The 16,833-nt window shown below is 60.0% G+C and carries 12 protein-coding genes and 1 pseudogene; 5 read left to right on the plus strand and 8 right to left on the minus strand.

Annotated features, from left to right (window positions below):
- Positions 1–15: 15 nt before the first annotated feature.
- Complete coding sequence (locus R3F42_06590) at positions 16–2,574, minus strand: ATP-binding protein (protein MEZ5541695.1); 2,559 nt, start codon at positions 2,572–2,574, stop codon at positions 16–18.
- Positions 2,571–3,635, minus strand: a complete 1,065-nt coding sequence (locus R3F42_06595; protein ID MEZ5541696.1) for a response regulator — start codon at positions 3,633–3,635, stop codon at positions 2,571–2,573. Before R3F42_06595 ends, R3F42_06590 begins: the two co-directional genes overlap by 4 nt.
- A 319-nt stretch (positions 3,636–3,954) precedes the next feature.
- On the opposite strand from R3F42_06595, the gene R3F42_06600 reads away from it, so the two are divergent.
- Complete coding sequence (locus R3F42_06600; GenBank protein ID MEZ5541697.1) at positions 3,955–4,179, plus strand: DUF2970 domain-containing protein; 225 nt, start codon at positions 3,955–3,957, stop codon at positions 4,177–4,179.
- Here the strand turns inward: R3F42_06600 and R3F42_06605 are convergent.
- The 4 genes and pseudogenes from R3F42_06605 to R3F42_06620 form a co-directional block, all read right to left on the minus strand.
- Positions 4,180–6,944, minus strand: a pseudogene (locus tag R3F42_06605) (valine--tRNA ligase).
- 80 nt (positions 6,945–7,024) lie between these two features.
- Entirely contained in the window at positions 7,025–7,432 is a 408-nt protein-coding gene (locus tag R3F42_06610) for a hypothetical protein (protein MEZ5541698.1), read from the minus strand.
- Positions 7,429–7,854, minus strand: coding sequence for a DNA polymerase III subunit chi (locus R3F42_06615; GenBank protein ID MEZ5541699.1), 426 nt, complete (start codon positions 7,852–7,854; stop codon positions 7,429–7,431). Before R3F42_06615 ends, R3F42_06610 begins: the two co-directional genes overlap by 4 nt.
- A complete protein-coding gene (locus tag R3F42_06620) occupies positions 7,854–9,344 on the minus strand; it encodes a leucyl aminopeptidase (protein ID MEZ5541700.1) in 1,491 nt (496 codons plus the stop codon). Before R3F42_06620 ends, R3F42_06615 begins: the two co-directional genes overlap by 1 nt.
- 158 nt (positions 9,345–9,502) lie before the next feature.
- On the opposite strand from R3F42_06620, the gene lptF reads away from it, so the two are divergent.
- Together lptF and lptG are read left to right on the plus strand one after the other, a co-directional pair.
- On the plus strand, positions 9,503–10,600 hold the full coding sequence (gene lptF, locus R3F42_06625; protein ID MEZ5541701.1) for an LPS export ABC transporter permease LptF: 1,098 nt from the start codon (positions 9,503–9,505) through the stop codon (positions 10,598–10,600).
- Positions 10,597–11,673: an LPS export ABC transporter permease LptG gene (lptG, locus tag R3F42_06630; GenBank protein MEZ5541702.1), complete on the plus strand. Its 1,077-nt coding sequence runs from the start codon at positions 10,597–10,599 to the stop codon at positions 11,671–11,673. Before lptF ends, lptG begins: the two co-directional genes overlap by 4 nt.
- Positions 11,674–11,710: 37 nt before the next feature.
- Here the strand turns inward: lptG and R3F42_06635 are convergent, their stop codons facing one another.
- Together R3F42_06635 and R3F42_06640 are read right to left on the minus strand one after the other, a co-directional pair.
- Positions 11,711–12,157, minus strand: coding sequence for an RDD family protein (locus R3F42_06635; GenBank protein ID MEZ5541703.1), 447 nt, complete (start codon positions 12,155–12,157; stop codon positions 11,711–11,713).
- A 264-nt stretch (positions 12,158–12,421) separates the two neighbouring features.
- Complete coding sequence (locus R3F42_06640; protein MEZ5541704.1) at positions 12,422–13,045, minus strand: hypothetical protein; 624 nt, start codon at positions 13,043–13,045, stop codon at positions 12,422–12,424.
- 151 nt (positions 13,046–13,196) lie between these two features.
- Here R3F42_06640 and R3F42_06645 point away from each other — a divergent pair, with 151 nt between their 5' ends.
- Together R3F42_06645 and R3F42_06650 are read left to right on the plus strand one after the other, a co-directional pair.
- Positions 13,197–15,308: a capsular polysaccharide biosynthesis protein gene (locus R3F42_06645; GenBank protein ID MEZ5541705.1), complete on the plus strand. Its 2,112-nt coding sequence runs from the start codon at positions 13,197–13,199 to the stop codon at positions 15,306–15,308.
- Positions 15,298–16,680 carry a capsular biosynthesis protein gene (locus R3F42_06650; protein MEZ5541706.1) on the plus strand — a complete coding sequence of 461 codons (1,383 nt, stop codon included), beginning with the start codon at positions 15,298–15,300 and terminating at the stop codon, positions 16,678–16,680. The genes R3F42_06645 and R3F42_06650 overlap by 11 nt, the downstream gene beginning before the upstream one ends.
- The last annotated feature ends 153 nt before the right edge of the window (positions 16,681–16,833 follow it).

Genomic DNA, 16,833 nt, shown 5'->3' on the forward strand with positions numbered 1-16,833 from the left:
AGTTGCTTGAGCCTATTAAATTGATTTGATCATGCCTGCTTGATCAGCAGGTATAGCTTCAAGAAGTGCCTCTGTTGTACTCTCGAAAACTAATTTAATTTCCTTTAGCAGGGAAATATATGTCGTAGCATTGTATTTCTTCAGTTTGGTTTCGCTGCATAGATTGTACATCTGAATTGCGCCAATACTGCCTGAGCTTCCCTTTAGAGCGTGCGCATGTTCATTAAATCTAGCGTAATCCTTAGAGGCGATGGCTTGCTCCATTTTGTTAATTAGAGTGCGTGAGTCATTAATGTATCCAGAAACAAGACTTACAAAAAAGTCATCATTCGTTGATAGCTCTCTTATAGATTCTATAACGCTAAATTCAATAAGCGGCGCTGCTGAGTCGCTTGATTTACTCGTTTGATGAGGCGCTGTATTTGGACTGCTGTTGCGACTGGTTCTATCAGCAGTGCTGACAAGTTTGTCTATCGTGGTTAGTAGCTTTTGTATGTTTATGGGCTTGGTTAAGTAGGCGTCAACATTTGCATTTTCGCATTCTTCAAGCGCTTCCTTGGTTGCGTTGGCGGTCAAAATAATAATAGGTGATTTATCAGAAGAAGGTGTTGAATAGTTGTATATTTTTGCGGCCTCTACGCCGCCCATTATTGGCATTTGCATATCCAAAATAATCAAGTCGTAATCATCCCTTTCAAGCGCATCCAGCGCCTCTTGCCCATTATTTACAATATGCGGAACATGTCCAGCGCGCTCCATGATCTTTGTTATTACAAGTTGATTTGTGCGGTTATCTTCAGCAATCAATATATTGAGTTTGCGGGAGACGAATTTTTTATCAGTTGATGTTCTAATCAACTGGTTGCTCTCACTATCTTCAATCCGTGAAATGTTGGCTAGATGTAGTGTGTTATAAAGCGCTACGCCATTTGGCGGTGTATGATAAATATTTGTGCGCGTAGGAATATTTGTCTGAATGCAGTCTGAATCAGGGTGCTCTGATAGAACTATAAAGGGAATGCTTTGTAGCGTGTGATTTTCTTCGATGGCATTGTAGATTTCATTCAATGCAAATTCTTGTGCGATATTATCCACGATAACTGTTGTGAGTGTAGGGCGACGAGTAGTGCTACTTATGGTCTTTGCAATATCATCGACACTAGAATGCCAGTATGTTTCTAGCTGTAAGTCAGTTAATAACTTTAATATGTCATCTGTTTTTTCTTTCGATATAACAAATACTCGTATAGATTCGATTTCACTGTAGTCGTATTTATCATTTATAAATTCCTTTGCAAAGGGAATTTCTGCCCAAAATTTGCTTCCCTGTCCTACGGAGCTCTCCAGTCCGATTTGACCGCCCATGAGCTCAACAATTTGTTTCGATATTGTGGTTCCTAATCCAGTACCACCATATTTTCTCGTTGTGGAGCTGTCGGCTTGAGTAAAACTATCGAAAATATTTCTTTGTGCGTCTTTGGCAATGCCAATGCCGGTGTCGATGACCTCAAAGCGGATTTTTACAGATTTTTCATTTTCAGAAACGCTAGATATTTTTAGAGAAACAGATCCGGCGTCGGTAAACTTAATGGCGTTGCCAATAAGGTTGACAAAAACCTGTCTTAGGTGATGCGGATCACCAATGAGTTTGAATGGTGTGCTATGCGAAATACATAATTTAAGTAACAGTCCTTTTGAGTCGGATTGTACACGCATCATGGTCGTGATGTTATTGAAAAGTCGATGTAAATCAAAAGGTGTTTCTTCAAGCGTTAAACGGCCTGCCTCGATTTTTGATATATCAAGGATGTCTTCAATCAGTGATAATAAAGATTTCGCGGAAGCATTTAGCGTGAAGGCGAGTTCTTTTTGTTCGTCATCTAAATGCGTGTTACGAAGGAGTTCGCTCATGCATATCACCCCATTCAATGGGGTGCGAATTTCATGGCTCATATTTGCCAGGAATTGACTTTTAGATTTGCTGGCTTCTTCCGCTTGCGCCTTTGCAGAAGTAAGTTTTCTAAGGAGTGATGAGAAAAAGATTGGAAGGATGATCAGTCCTATTAAAAGACCGATTCCCGCGGTCTTTTGTTCCAACCAATATTCGGTATGTTGCAATACAAAGTAAAACTCGATTGCGCCGATAACTGTTGCAGCGATCAGATAATTCTGTCCATACCTAAGACCATAGCCAACCATGAGCCAGAGATATATTGAGAAGCATATTGTGGAAGCATCCTCTCCTAAATGTAGACCGTAGGAAAGTACGCTGAGATCCACTAATAAAGTGAGCGTTCGTCTAACTGGGCATCTGTCCGGAACAAACCTAAAGCTTAGTATGTTGGCGAAAGAGGCAGCAACAAATAGACTAACGAGAACAACCATTGGCTCTGTAGAGATATTGTGCGAGCCATGGATATAGGAGCGTGCAATGAAATAGGCTAGTGTCGCACTTAAAATTACAACACGGATGATCGCTTGCTGAAATTCGCTTTTGCCATCTTCGGTTAGCTTATAGTTAGGTATTAAATATCTGGCGAATATATTTTTAGTTATCGATGCTATTGCTTTCATACCGATTCACTATGTTTTGCTTTTATATCGGGCAACAATCCTTGTATCTTTGATACAGCATCGATCTGCTTATTGAAGGCGTCCAGTACCTGCGGGTCGAAATGTCTGCCGCGGTGACTTTGCATGTATTCAAGTGCTGCCGATGTGGACCAGGCATTCTTGTACGGCCGTTCCGATACTAGCGCATCGAAAACATCCGCGACTGCAACAATTCTCGCCTCGATAGGGATTTCATCGCCTTTCTTCCCATAGGGGTAACCGCTGCCGTCGTACTTTTCATGATGTCCTAGTGCGATGATTCCGCCCATCTGGAGAAATTTCGACGGGCTATCCTTGAGAATCTCGTACCCGATGATGGTGTGGGTTTTCATCACCTCGAATTCTTCCGGCGTGAGTTTTCCAGGTTTGAGCAAGATGTCATCACGGATCCCGATCTTACCAATGTCGTGCATGGGCGCGGCCATTTCGATGACCTCGGCTTCGTCGCGTGAGAGACCGAGTTCCTCAGCGATGATTCTCGAGTATTTCGCCATCCGGATAATGTGGTTGCCGGTTTCTTCGTCACGATATTCGCCGGCTCGTGCGAGCCTGAGTAATGTTTCGCGCTCGCGCATGCGTATTTCGCTGGTCGCTTCGGCGACACGGCGCTCAAGCCAACGTGATCTGTCACTGATGATCTTGTACTGCTGGTGCTGAGTCAGCAGATTCCGGCAGCGTGCGCGGCATTCGTGGTGGTCAACCGGTTTCATCAGGAAATCGGTGGCGCCTACACCCAGCGCCTCATAGCGCACATTGCGGTCTTCGATGGATGTGACCATGATGACAGGCACATGCGCGGATGTCGGACTCATGCGGTACTTGCGAATGAATTCGACCCCGTTCATTTCGGGCATTTTGTAGTCGACGAGAACGAGATCCACGGGGTTCCTGGATACCCAGGCCAGTGCCTCGAGCGGATTGGCAAAGTCCTGCACGACTAGGTTCTGCTCGATGGTGCTGACCAGTTGCTTGAGTATCTGGCGACTGGTCAGCTGGTCGTCAATTATCAAAATCGTGCTCATATCACTGACTCTGAATCACTCAAGGATCCTTCAGGTATCGTCTGCATAACGGGATATGTGGCCCGGATCACGTTGCCGGGTTCGCGAACCGCGTCACATAACAGACTGATTCTAAAGAAATATATATATTCTCCACGATCACGCCGTTGTATCGGCACGGATCGCAAAAAACTTAAATCTTTCAGTCAGATGTGGACATGGTCGGGGAGGTGCGGCGGCGCCTGCAAATCGGGAGATCATCCACCAGTCAGGTATGGAGCCCGGGTTGCGGGGCCTGGGGCGGCCTGTACAATACCGCTAGCCCGCCTACGAGGTGATCATGGAAAGCAACGACATTCAGGAACGCAAAGCGCCTTCGTTACGGGAGGTGTTATTCAGCGTGCTGGCCAGCATGTTCGGGGTACAGAGTAACAAAAACCGCGAAAAGGATTTCACGCACGGCAAGCCGTCGCAATACATCATTATTGGCCTGTTGCTGACGCTAGTGTTTATCCTCTCCGTGTGGGGTGTGGTAAAGCTGGTGATGAGGTTGGCCGGCGTCTGATCACAGCGACCGGATTTTCTCCAGCTGTACTTCCAGGCTGGTGACCGCAGCCTGAAGCTCGTTCGCACGTTGCCGCTCTTTCTCGACGACCTCGGCGGGAGCCTTGTCGACAAAGCCGGCATTGGCGAGCTTCTGCTCGCAGCGTGACAGCTCCCCGCGGCGGCGCTCCAGCTCTTTCTGCAGCCGTTGCACTTCTGCGTCCTTGTCGATCAGTCCGGCGAGCGGAATCAGCAATTTCATGTTGCCTACCAGCGCGGTGGAGGATTCCGGCGCGGTTGCTCCGGCATCCAGCCAGGTCACGGACTCGATACGGCCGACCGTGCTCAGGTAATGGCGGTTGCGCTCGAGCAATATTCGGTCGCCCTCTGTGCCGTCCTGCAGCAGGACGGGGAGCATCCGGCGCGGGTCGATGTTGCTGCCGCTGCGGATTCTGCGAACACCGTTGATGAATTCCTTGACCCAGCTGATCTCGGCTGTTGCAGCGCTGTCCATCCCCGCCTGGTCGGGTAGCGGGTAGGGTTGCAGCATGATTGTCTTGCCGGACACGCCCGCGAGCGGTGCCATGCGCTGCCATATTTCCTCGCTGATGAACGGTATCAGCGGGTGGATCAGTCTCAGCACCGCTTCCATGACCTGCACGAGCGTGCGGCGGGTGCCGCGCAAGGCGGCGGCACTGCTGCCCGGGTCGGTCAGCACCGGCTGGAGAATTCCAGATACCAGTCGCAGTACTCGTCCCACATGAAGGCATACATGGCCTGGGCGGCGTGATCGAAGCGATAGTTTCCGATGGCATCCTGCACGGTTCGGGCGGTGTCCTGCAATTGCGATATGATCCAACGATCGGCGGCAGTGAGCTCGATGTCGCCGCCGGACTGTCCGCAGTCCTGGTCTTCCGTGTTCATAAGCACATAGCGTGCGGCATTCCACAGCTTGTTGCAGAAGTTTCTATAGCCTTCGATCCGACCCAGGTCGAAATTGATATCGCGGCCGGTGGAGGCTAGCGCGGCAAAAGTGAAGCGCAGGGCGTCGGTGCCGTAGGCAGGGATACCATCGGGAAAATCTTTGCGGGTCTGGCGTTCGATACGGTCGGCCATCTGCGGTTGCATCAGGGCGGAGCGACGTTTGGCCACCAGAGATTCCAGGTCGATGCCGTCGATCAGGTCGATCGGGTCGAGCACATTGCCCTTGGACTTCGACATCTTGTTGCCGTGCGCATCACGCACCAGGCCGTGTATATAGATCTCGCGGAACGGAACATCGTCCATGAACTTGAGACCCATCATGATCATACGCGCGACCCAGAAGAAGATGATGTCGAAGCCGGTGACCAGTACGCTGGTGGGATAGAAAGTCGCTAGTTCCTCGGTCTGTTGCGGCCAGCCAAGCGTGCTGAACGGCCAGAGCGCCGACGAGAACCAGGTGTCGAGGACGTCCTCGTCCTGTGCCAGTGGCACGCTCCTGCCGAGCTGGTAAGTCGAACGTACCTCGGTTTCCGAACGTCCGACGTAGACATTGCCGTCGTCGTCGTACCAGGCCGGGATGCGATGGCCCCACCAGATCTGGCGCGAGATGCACCAATCCTGGATATTGCGCATCCACTCGAAATAGGTGTTTTTCCAGTTGTCGGGCACGAAACGGATGGTGCCGTCCTCGACCGCGCGTATCGCCGGCTCCGCCAGCGGGGCGATCCGTACGAACCACTGGTCGGTCAGGTAAGGTTCAACGACCGTGCCGGAGCGGTCGCCACGTGGCACCATCAGGCGGTGATCCTCGATCTTCTCCAGCAAGCCCTGTGCCTGCAGATCGGCAACGATACGCTTGCGTGCCTCGTAGCGGTCCAGGCCCTGGTAGGCGCAATCGACAGTGTCATTGATGCAGGCGTCGACGGTAAAGATATTGATCATGGGCAGGTCATGTCGCTTGCCCATCTCGTAATCGTTGAAATCGTGCGCCGGCGTGATCTTTACGCAGCCGGTACCGAATTCGGGGTCGACATAGTCGTCCGCGATGATCGGGATCTCGCGGCCGGTGAGCGGGAGGCGGATGTTCTTCCCGATCTGTGCAAGGTAGCGTTCATCCTGCGGATGAACTGCGACAGCCGTGTCGCCGAGCATCGTTTCCGGCCGGGTGGTCGCCACCACCAGATGCCCGGATCCGTCCGCGAGCGGATAGCGCATGTGCCAGAGATGACCGGCTTCCTCTTCCGCCACCACCTCGAGATCGGACACTGCCGTGTGCAGGACCGGGTCCCAGTTTACCAGGCGCTTGCCGCGATAGATCAGGCCTTCCTCGTACAGTCGCACGAAGGTTTCCTTCACCGCATCGGATAGGCCCTCGTCCATGGTGAAGCGCTCGTGGGACCAGTCCAGGGATGCGCCCATGCGACGCAGCTGGCGTGTGATCGTGCCGCCGGATTCATGCTTCCATTCCCAGATGCGGCGGATGAATTCCGCGCGTCCCAGGTCGTGACGCGTGACGCCTGTGGCGGCGAGCTGGCGCTCCACCACCATCTGGGTCGCGATGCCGGCATGGTCGGTACCGGCCTGCCAGAGCGTATTGTTGCCGCGCATGCGATGATAGCGTGTCAGCGCATCCATCAGCGTGTCCTGGAAGGCATGACCCATGTGCAGGCTGCCGGTGACGTTCGGCGGCGGGATCATGATGCAGTAGGGGTTTCCGGCGCCGGATGGGGCGAAATAGCCCTGCCGCTCCCAGGTTTCGTACCAGTGCTGCTCGATGGCGTGCGGATTGTAGGTCTTTTCCATGTGCTTCGATTCCGGCCGGGCCTGGCTGTTCAAGGCCGGAGATTATACCCGACGGCAGGCGAAATGCCCGGAGCGCTGGCTCAGGGTACGTAGCCTTCGTCCTGCAGGGCCTTGGCCAGCAACCCGGGGAGGGCATCCTCCAGCTGGGTGCGGATCAGTTCGAAGGAACGGACGTTGTTGTCGTCCAGGGCCTGGTTGATCACGTTCTCTATGGCGATACCGAGGGTCTGCTCGACCTGCAGCCTGATGCCGCGGGTCAGCTCCGCGGCGATTTCGTCGAGCTGCTGTTGGAACAGTTCGCTGGCGAGCAGCGTCTCGGCAAGCTCGGCCGTCGTCAGGCCGCCGCCTTCCAGTTCTTCCAGCTCCTCCAGTTCCTCCAGCTCTTCCGGCACCGGCTCGGCAGCGAGCAGTTCATCCTCATCCACGATATCGGTGAGGATGGGGACCCCCTCGGAATCAACCGGCAGCTCGCTGTATTCATCCTTCATAGCTTGTGCGTGTTCAAGGTATAGCCCCGGTCCTGGTAGAAGCGGTAGCGCGTGCGCGCTGCAGCGCGTGCTGTCTCGTCGCCGCCGACCAGTTCGGCCACGCGCCGGAAGCGTCCGAACCAGGTCGGTACTGTGCTGCCGAGGTTGACCAGGACATCCTCGGGGCCATCCGGTTCGAGCGCGTGACCGAGCAGGACCGGTGCTGTGTCGTCCCGGCTGCCGGCGTATACCGCGTGGGGGAGGAAACTGCCCGCACGAAAGCTCCACAGCAAGTCGTCCAGCTGTTTCATCTGCGCCTCGGACTCGGTGTTGATGAACACCCGATGTCCCTGCTTATAGGCCTTTTCGGTCAGCCGACAGGTAAACAGGGGGCGTGCATCCGCGCCGTCTTCCTGCAGGATGTAGAAATCAACCTGCGTCATCAGTCGGCGCAGCGGTCCAACAGGTACTGGGTGAGCAGGGAGACCGGCCGCCCCGTTGCGCCTTTTTCCTTGCCGCCTTTCCAGGCCACTCCGGCAATGTCGAGATGCGCCCAGTGATACTCCTTGGTGAAGCGCGCCAGGAAGCAGGCCGCGGTGATGGTGCCGGCCTCGCGCCCGCCGATGTTCGCCATGTCGGCGAAGTTGCTATCGAGCTGGGGCTGGTAGTCGTCCCACAGCGGCAGCTGCCAGGCGCGGTCACCTGCTGCCGTGCCTGCAGCGAGCAGATCGGAGGCCAGGGTGTCGTCGTTGCTGAGCAGGCCGGCAGCATGGGCGCCCAGTGCCACCACGCAGGCGCCGGTCAGGGTGGCGATGTCGATCACGACATCCGGCTTGAAGCGCTTGCTGTAGGTCAGTGCATCGCACAGGATCAGGCGGCCCTCGGCGTCGGTGTTCAGGATCTCGATGGTCTGGCCCGACATGCTGGTCACGATATCACCCGGTTTGCTGGCACGCCCGCCGGGCAGGTTCTCGGTAGTCGGGATCACGCCGACCACATTGAGTGGCAGGCTCATTTCCACGCAGGCCTTGAGCGTGCCCAGCACGCTCGCGGCGCCGCACATGTCGAATTTCATTTCATCCATGGCTGCAGCCGGCTTGATTGAGATGCCGCCGGAGTCGAAGGTGACACCCTTGCCGACCAGCACCACCGGCCGCGTGCCGGGCTTGCCGCCGCTGTACTGCAGCGTGATCAGCTTCGCCGGCTCGTCGCTGCCGCGCGCGACCGACAGCAAGGCGCCCATGCCATGTTTCTTCATGGTAGCTTCGTCCATGACACTGACCTTCAGACGTGGGCTGGACTTGCCCAGTTCACGCGCCTGGCCGGCCAGGTAGGATGGTGTACAGATATTGCCCGGCAGATTGCCAAGTGTACGTGCGAGTTCCACGCCGTTCGCAATCGCCTCGCCGTGCGTGAGCGCCTTGCGTGCCGTCTCCTGTGCCTCGGTATGGACGTTCACGGCCATGCGGCGCAGCGGCCGGACGTTCTTGTCCTGCTTGCTCTTGAGCCGGTCGGGTGCGTACAGCATGCTGCGGGTGACTTCCACGTGGGCGCGTACCTTGTGGTACTGGTCGCAGCCGCTGACGTCCAGATCGGCGAGGTGACTGAGTGCATCGCGCGCACCGCAGTCGCGCACGGCCTGGATCGCGGCGGCGATGATCTTGCGATAGGCGCGGTCGTCGAGCCCATCGGCCTTGCCGCAGCCGACCAGCAGTACGCGCTCGCATTTCGCACCCTGCGGATAGTGTGTCAGCAGGGTCTGGCCGCACTTGCCGTCCATGTCTCCGCCGGCGAGCAGCCTGGCCAGCAGTCCGCCTGCCGTCTGGTCGAACCGGCTGGCGGCGTCGGACAGCTTGCGATGTTCGAATACACCCAGGATCAGGCAGTCGGTCTTGCTGCCGGCCGGGTCCTCGCACTTGACGGAGAATTTCATACAACATCCCTCAACTGATTGTCGTCGTGATTGCAGTTAGCGGGCCGGGTGGTATACGGTAGCCGCAGTTCCAACAGATGCCCGTCCGGGGCATCGACTTGACAAGGGAGTGTACTGGAAGCTGCCGTGATTTTCACAGGGTTTCCGGTTCCGGATACATGCTGAAAATCTTCGACCGCTACCTGCTGAAAGAAGTCGTCTCCGGTTGGCTGGCGGTGACCGTCGTGCTGTGGCTGGTACTGGTCAGCAACCGCCTGGTGCAGTACCTGGCCGATGCGGCGGAAGGCAATATCCCCGGCAGTCTGATCTTCAACCTGCTGGGTCTGCAGATGGTCAAGTACCTGGTGCTGGTGGTGCCTTTTGCCCTGGCGCTGGGCGTGGTGCTCGCGCTCAGCCGGCTGTACCGTGATAACGAGATGGTGGTCATGTCGGCGTGCGGCGTCGGTCCCGGACGCATCTACCGGCCGCTGCTGCTGCTCGCCGGGTTGGTCGCGGTGCTGATCGCCTGGCTGTCGCTGTTCGTCAGTCCCCAGGTGCAGGGCAAGAGCGACCGGCTCAGGGCGGTAGCCCGGCAGCAGGCCGATCTCACCGTGCTCGGTGCCGGCCGATTCAACGACCTGCATGGCGGCCGGGTAACCTTCTATGCCGAGCGCTTGTCCGAGGATCGCACGCACATGGAGAATCTGTTCATCGTGGTGCGCGGCAAGGACGGGCAGGGGCAGCCGGCGCAGCTGCTGACCGCGAAGACCGCCGAGCGCACGACCGATCCCGCCAGCGGCGATGACTTCCTGGTGCTGTACGACGGCTACCGCTACGAGGGGACGCCGGGCACGGCGAACTACCGGATCATGCAATTCGGCCGCTATGGCGTACGTGTCGACCTGCCGGATGCCGTGGACCCCGGCGATCTGCGCGAATCCGTGCCGACCCGACGCCTGCTCGCATCCGGCGACACCTGGGACATCGCCGAATTGCAGTGGCGCCTGTCCATGCCGCTGTCGGTCATCGTACTCGTACTCCTGGCCGTGCCGCTGACCCGCGGCGGGCCGCGCCAGGGGCGCTACGGACGGTTGGTGCTGGCCGTGCTGATGTTCGTCATCTACTACAACCTGCTGGTTACGGCCAAGGTCTGGGTGGGCAAGGGCAGCGTGCCGCCGCTGCTCGGTCTCTGGTGGGTGTCGCTGCTGCCGGTTGTCATGACATTGTTGCTGTACCAGGGGCGTCCGCTCCTGTGCCGGCTGGGCTTGGTGCGATGAAGCTGATCGACCGCTACATCGGCAGCGTGGTCGCCGGCGGCACGCTCGTGGCGCTGCTGGTGGTGGTCGGTCTGGACATTTTCTTTACCGTGATCGACCAGATCGAGGACGTCGGGCGTGGTGGCTATACCATGCTCACCATGCTGCAGTATGTCGCGCTCACCATGCCGCAGAGTGTGTACGAGCTGTTTCCCATGGCGGCGCTGCTCGGCAGTCTGATGGGCATGGGCACGCTCGCAGCCAACAGCGAACTCATCGCCATGCGTGCCGGCGGCCTGTCGGTCTGGCGCATCGTGCGCGCTGTCCTGCAGGCCGGTGTCATGATGCTGGTGGTCGTGGTGTTTGTCGGCGAGGCCGTGGCGCCGGTCGCCGAGCAATACGGCCAGCACCTGCGCGTGACGGCCGCGACCCGGGGTATCAGTTTCCTGGGCGGGGAGGGTCTGTGGGTGCGCGACGACCGCCTGTTCATCAATGCCCGGCGCGTACTGGACCGCGAACGCCTCGCGGACCTGACGGTATACGAGTTCGATGACAGCGCGCATCTGCGGGTGGCGACGCGCGCCACGCATGCGGAGTTCCGTGACGGTCAATGGGTGTTGCACGGGGTGCAGCAGTCGAGTCTCTCCGATGGCGGTATCGGCATCAGTCGCTTCGATACGGTGTCGTGGCCATCGCTGCTGACGCCGGATCTGCTGGGCATCGTCATGCTCAAGCCGAAGCACATGTCGGTAGCGGATCTGGATCAGCTCGTGGGCTACCTTGCCGACAACGGGCTCGATACCAGCCAGTACCGATTCGCGTTCTGGGGCCGCTTTATGACGCCGGTGGCGGCGCTGGTGATGCTGTTCATTTCCGTGCCCTTCGTGTTCGGCAGCCTGCGTTCGGTCAGTGCAGGGCAGCGCATCTTCGTGGGTGTGCTGGTGGGTTTCGGTTTCTACATCCTCAGCCAGATGGCTGCCCAGGTGGGGCAGGTCTACCGGTTGCCGCCGCTCGTCACCATGCTGATCCCGAACGTGCTGTTCCTGCTCATCGGTATCCGCGCGGTGCGGCGCCTGGAGGCCGGCAAGGTCTGAGCTGCGTGCGCCTGCGTGGCACGGGCCGGGCGGCCGCTCAGCGCTGCTGCCGTGGCAGTACCACCATGACGGATTCCGAGAGCCGGTCATACAGCGTCATCCTGTTCGGGTCGAGCAGCATCCAGAAGAAGCCCAACCCCCCCAGGGCCAGCGACGGTATCGCGACCATGAAGCGCAACAGCGCCTGCCAGATGGTGATGGGGCGTCCGTCGATGCGTTGCACGCGCAGCCGCCAGGCGCGCATTCCCAGGGTCTGGCCGCCGTGCAGCCAGAACCAGGTGTAGAAGGAGAACCAGATCAGGAACAGCAGGCTCTTGTACCAGGGGTTGTGATAGGAGAGCGTGCCGCGCGTCAGCATCATCACCACGGCAGTCGCTACCAGCAGCGCGGAGAGCAGCAGGAGGGTGTCGTAAAACATGGCTACCAGGCGGCGCGCCAGGCCGGCGGGTGGGTAACTGGGGGTGGTGCGCTTGTCCTGCTGCATGTGTTCAGGTCCTGGTGCCGGGTGCTGACGCGGGCGCGGTGCGCTTGGCCGGCGCAACCCGTCTGACCCCGGGTGAATGCGGCTCTGCCGTGCCGGTCGGCGCGGGAAACGACGCTCGCGCCACGCATGCCGAAACCTGCCAGAGTGCCTATCGCCGCGGTCACGGCCGCGGGATTGCTGCGTCGTGGCTATGATACCCCATGCCGGGTGGCCGTGGTCGCGGCACGCAGACCGGGCGGGGAATGGGGAATAATGAGATAGGTTCTAGAAGGTGTGGCGGATGCCGAGGGCGAAGAAATTCGAGCCGACCCGCCGTGGCGCTATCAGGCCGTACATGCCGGAGCGGTGATGCACGCGCAGGGCCAGCGACCAGTCCGGCAGGACGGGCGTTCCGAATTCGAGTTCGAAGGTGATGTAGTTCTGGAACTGGTACTCGCCCTGGTTGGGTTGTCCGTCCGGGCCGTCCTCGTAGGTCGGTTTGCTGAAGGCGTAGGAGGGGCCCATGCCGGTGGCGAGATTGACCGTCGCGATCGAACCCAGTTCGAGGTTGCCGGTGCGCAGCAGCCAGGCGAGGTGCGCCTCGTAATTGTCCTGCAGACCACGGTGCTTGGTGAGCTGTACCTCCCACTCGGGCGTGATGCCATAGTCGAGCAGGAACCGGGACACCGGGTTGTGGCCCTGCAGTTCGATTTCGCGGCTGTAGTTCAGGCCCCAGAAATACGTGGGGTCCATCTCTATTTCCTGCCGGAACAACTTCGGTATGATGTCCGGCAAGTTGACATCCGCACCCTGTCCGGCGAACAGCGCGAGTTCTCCCGCGTCCAGGCAGCCGGAGCCGGCCAGGGACAGTGCGAGCAGGGCGCCTTTTGCTAGCTTCGGTATACGCACATTCTTGGTCTCTGGCCGTGTCGGTTCCGGTACGGGTGTTGCCGGGCAGCGACCGGCAGGGTGTAATAGTGCCGTCCGACCCCGGGCGTGGCAATCTCCCTCGCAGCGGCCAAACGGCGCCGCCACCGTTCCCCGACACTGACTCCCGTCGATGTCCGTGCGCGCGCTGACATTTTCCCGCGGCATCGCCCGCATCCCTTACCTGGCACAGCTGCTCGGGGTGGAGTCCGTGCTGGCGTACCGCGGCGCGCGGTCGCCGGCGAGCGGACAGCTGTGCGTGGTCGGCTGGGGGCGCAAGCCCAACACGTGCCGTGCCCGCCGCTATGCAGCGGCGCATAGCCTGCCATATCTGTCAGTCGAGGACGGTTTCCTGCGTTCGGTGGGGTTGGGCGTGCGCGGCGATCCGCCGCTGTCGGTGGTGATCGACGATCTCGGCATCTACTACGACGCCACGCGGCCATCGCGGCTGGAACTGCTGCTCAACGGTGAGCGGGTCGCGGCGCTGCCGGTTGAGCCCGATCCGCCGCTGTCCGCGGCCGGGGCGGACCCGCTGCAGGATGCCGCGTTGCTGGTGCGTGCACGCGCCTGCATGTCGCGACTGACGGCGTGCGGGCTGTCCAAATACAATAGCAGCCCCGACGTGACGCTGCCGCCGAGCGGAAGGCCACAGGTGCTGGTCGTCGACCAGACGGCGGGCGACCTGTCCATCATCGGCGGGCTGGCGAGCGCGGACAGCTTTGCCGCCATGCTGAACGCTGCGCTCGCCGAGCATCCGGACGCGGAGATCCTGGTGAAGATCCACCCGGACGTGATCGCGGGCAAGAAACGCGGGCATTTGCTCGCGGCCGCCACCGACGCACGGGTCAGGCTGCTGGCGGAGGACTGCAATCCGGCGCAGCTGGTACGGCAGGTGCGGCACGTCTATACGGTGACCTCGCTGACCGGTTTCGAGGCACTGCTCGCGGGAACGCCGGTCACCTGCTTCGGCGCGCCGTTCTATGCCGGCTGGGGACTGACCGACGATCGCATCGGCATCCCGCGGCGCCGGCAGCGACGCAGCCTGGAACAGGTATTCGCGGCGGCCTACCTGTTGTACGCACGTTACCGGCATCCGACCACCGGCGTCGCCTGCGGCATCGAACCGGTGATCGAGCATCTCGACCTGCAGCGCCGGCTGTTCCGGCAGAATGCGGGCACGCTGTACTGCTACGGCTTCACGCTGTGGAAGCGGGGCTATGCCCGTCGCTTTCTGCAGTGTCCGTGGAACCGGATCCGGTTCGTGCGCGGGCTGCGACCGCTGCAGCGGGACGTGCCGGCGGATGCCCGCATCGTGGTGTGGGGGATGCGTGATCCGCCCGGCCTGGCTGAGCTGGCCCGGCGCAGCGGCATCCCCGTCTGGCGCATGGAGGACGGCTTTCTGCGCTCGGTCGGGCTGGGTTCCGACCTGACTGCACCGGCGTCGCTGGTGCTGGACCGGCAGGGGATCTATTTCGATCCCACCCGACCCAGCGAGCTGGAGGGCATCCTCGATGCCGGCGATTTTGCAGATGACGAGCTGGCGGCGGCGCGCGAGCTGCGCCAAAAAATTGTCGATCTTGGCTTGAGCAAGTACAATGTCGGCCGCGGCGGCCCGCTTGCGGTCGGCGCACTCCCGGGGCAACGCGTGCTGCTGGTCCCCGGCCAGGTCGAGACCGATGCCTCGATCCGCCAGGGCAGCGTCGACATCCGCACGGATGCCGAGCTGCTGCGCGCGGTGCGGGCCGCGGCAGCCGATGCCTGGGTCATCTACAAGCCGCACCCGGACGTGGTGAGCGGAAACCGTGACGGGGTCGCAGGTTCCGGGGACCTCGGCGGGTATGATCAACTGGTCACCGACAGCGGGATCGTGGCCTGCCTGGATGCGGCGGACGAGGTGCATACCATGACATCCCTGACAGGTTTCGAGGCGCTGCTGCGGGGCAAACGGGTGGTGACCTACGGTCTGCCGTTTTATGCCGGCTGGGGGCTGACCGAGGACCGGCATAAACTCGAGCGGCGCAAGCGCCGGCTCACGCTCGATGAACTGGTCGCCGGCTGCCTGATGCGGTATCCTCGCTACCTTGATCTGTCGAGCGGGCATTTCACGACGGCAGGTACCGTGCTGGCGGAGCTCGTGCAGCGTCGTACCGGCGCGCAGCGGCAGCAGGCGGTGCTCTTGCCCTGGCATGTACGAGTGGCCACGAGGCTCATGAATCTAATAAACGGAATTTTCTATGCCAGGTAACGTGCTGCTGCTGCAGGGTCCGATGGGACCTTTCTTCCGGCGGCTGGCCGACGACCTGGCATCACAGGGTTCGCAGGTCTACAAGATCAACCTCAATGCCGGCGACTGGCTCTACTACCGCGGGCCGGGCACGGTCAATTTCACCGGCCGGATCGAAGAGTGGCCCGCGTTTCTGGCCGAGCGTATCCGTGCCTGGGATATCGACACCCTCTACCTGTTCGGCGATACCCGTGCCTATCATGCGCTGGCGCGTGCCGTCGCCGAGCGGCTGCAGGTGCAGGTCGGTGTGTTCGAGGAGGGCTACCTGCGCCCGTACTACATCACCCTCGAGGCGGGCGGGGTCAACGGCCGTTCGCCGCTCTCGCGCGACCCGGCGTTCTATCGCCATGCCGGCGCGCCCGATGAGCCGCAACCACGCCCCATCAGCCACGGGTTCGGCTATGCCGGCTGGTACGCGAACTGGTATTACATCGCCGGCTGGCTTGGACGCAGGTTCTTTCCGCACTACCGGCATCACCGGCCGTTCAACCCGTATCACGAGGCCTACCTCTGGCTGCGTGCGGCCTTCCGCAAGTACAAGTACCAGTTCTTGCAGCGCAGGCTGCTGGCGGAACTGAGCGGACGCTACTCGGGTAAATTCTACCTGGCACCGCTGCAGGTGCACTGCGATGGGCAGATCCGCACCTGCGATACGATTGCCTCGGCGGCATCGTTCGTACGGCGGGTGATCGGCTCCTTCGCGCGGCATGCGCCGGCCGACACCCTGCTGGTGCTCAAGCATCATCCGCTGGACCGGGGCTATTCCGACTACACCTCCCTGGTGCAGAAGCTGGTGCGTCGCTACGGTGTCGAGGGCCGCGTGTATTACGTGCACGACCTGCACCTGCCGACGCTGCTCGAGCATGCCATCGGTACGGTGGTCGTCAACAGCACCGCGGGGCTGTCCTCGCTGCTGCACAACACGCCGGTCAAGACCCTGGGGCATGCGGTGTACGACATGCCCGGCCTGACTTGCCAGGACAGTCTCGACAGTTTCTGGACCAATCCCGGCCGCGTGGACCGCACCTTCAACGCGCAGTTCCGCGCCTATCTGGCGGCCACCAGCCAGCTCAACGGCAGTTTCTACAGACCAGCCCCGGGCATGAGGAGCAAGACCGGCCTGGACCTGCGGCGTCTGCAGCAGGCGCTTGCCGGGGAGATGGTCGGGGAGCATCCCCTGCCGGAAGATCGGCTCGTGACGCTGGATGTCAGGTGGGCTCCAACACGCTCAGCCCATGCCGCTGCCAGTGCTGCAGCAGGCGAAGCTCTCCCTGCCAGTTATGGCGCGACCCGGCACGCTGCCCTGGCGCGGCGTGATGGTAGCCACGGCTAGCCTCAACCGGCTGCCGGCCGGTTTGGAACCCGGCCACCGCGATGCCCGCGGGATCCCCGGCCAGGATGCCGATCAACCAGGCCAGTGACAGCACGCCCGCGCTCGGCGGCGCATGCAGCACCCGGACCAGTTCCCGCCAAACCGTACCCGGTA

Source organism: Pseudomonadota bacterium (assembly GCA_041395565.1).
In the GTDB taxonomy this organism is placed as follows: domain Bacteria; phylum Pseudomonadota; class Gammaproteobacteria; order UBA9214; family UBA9214; genus UBA9214.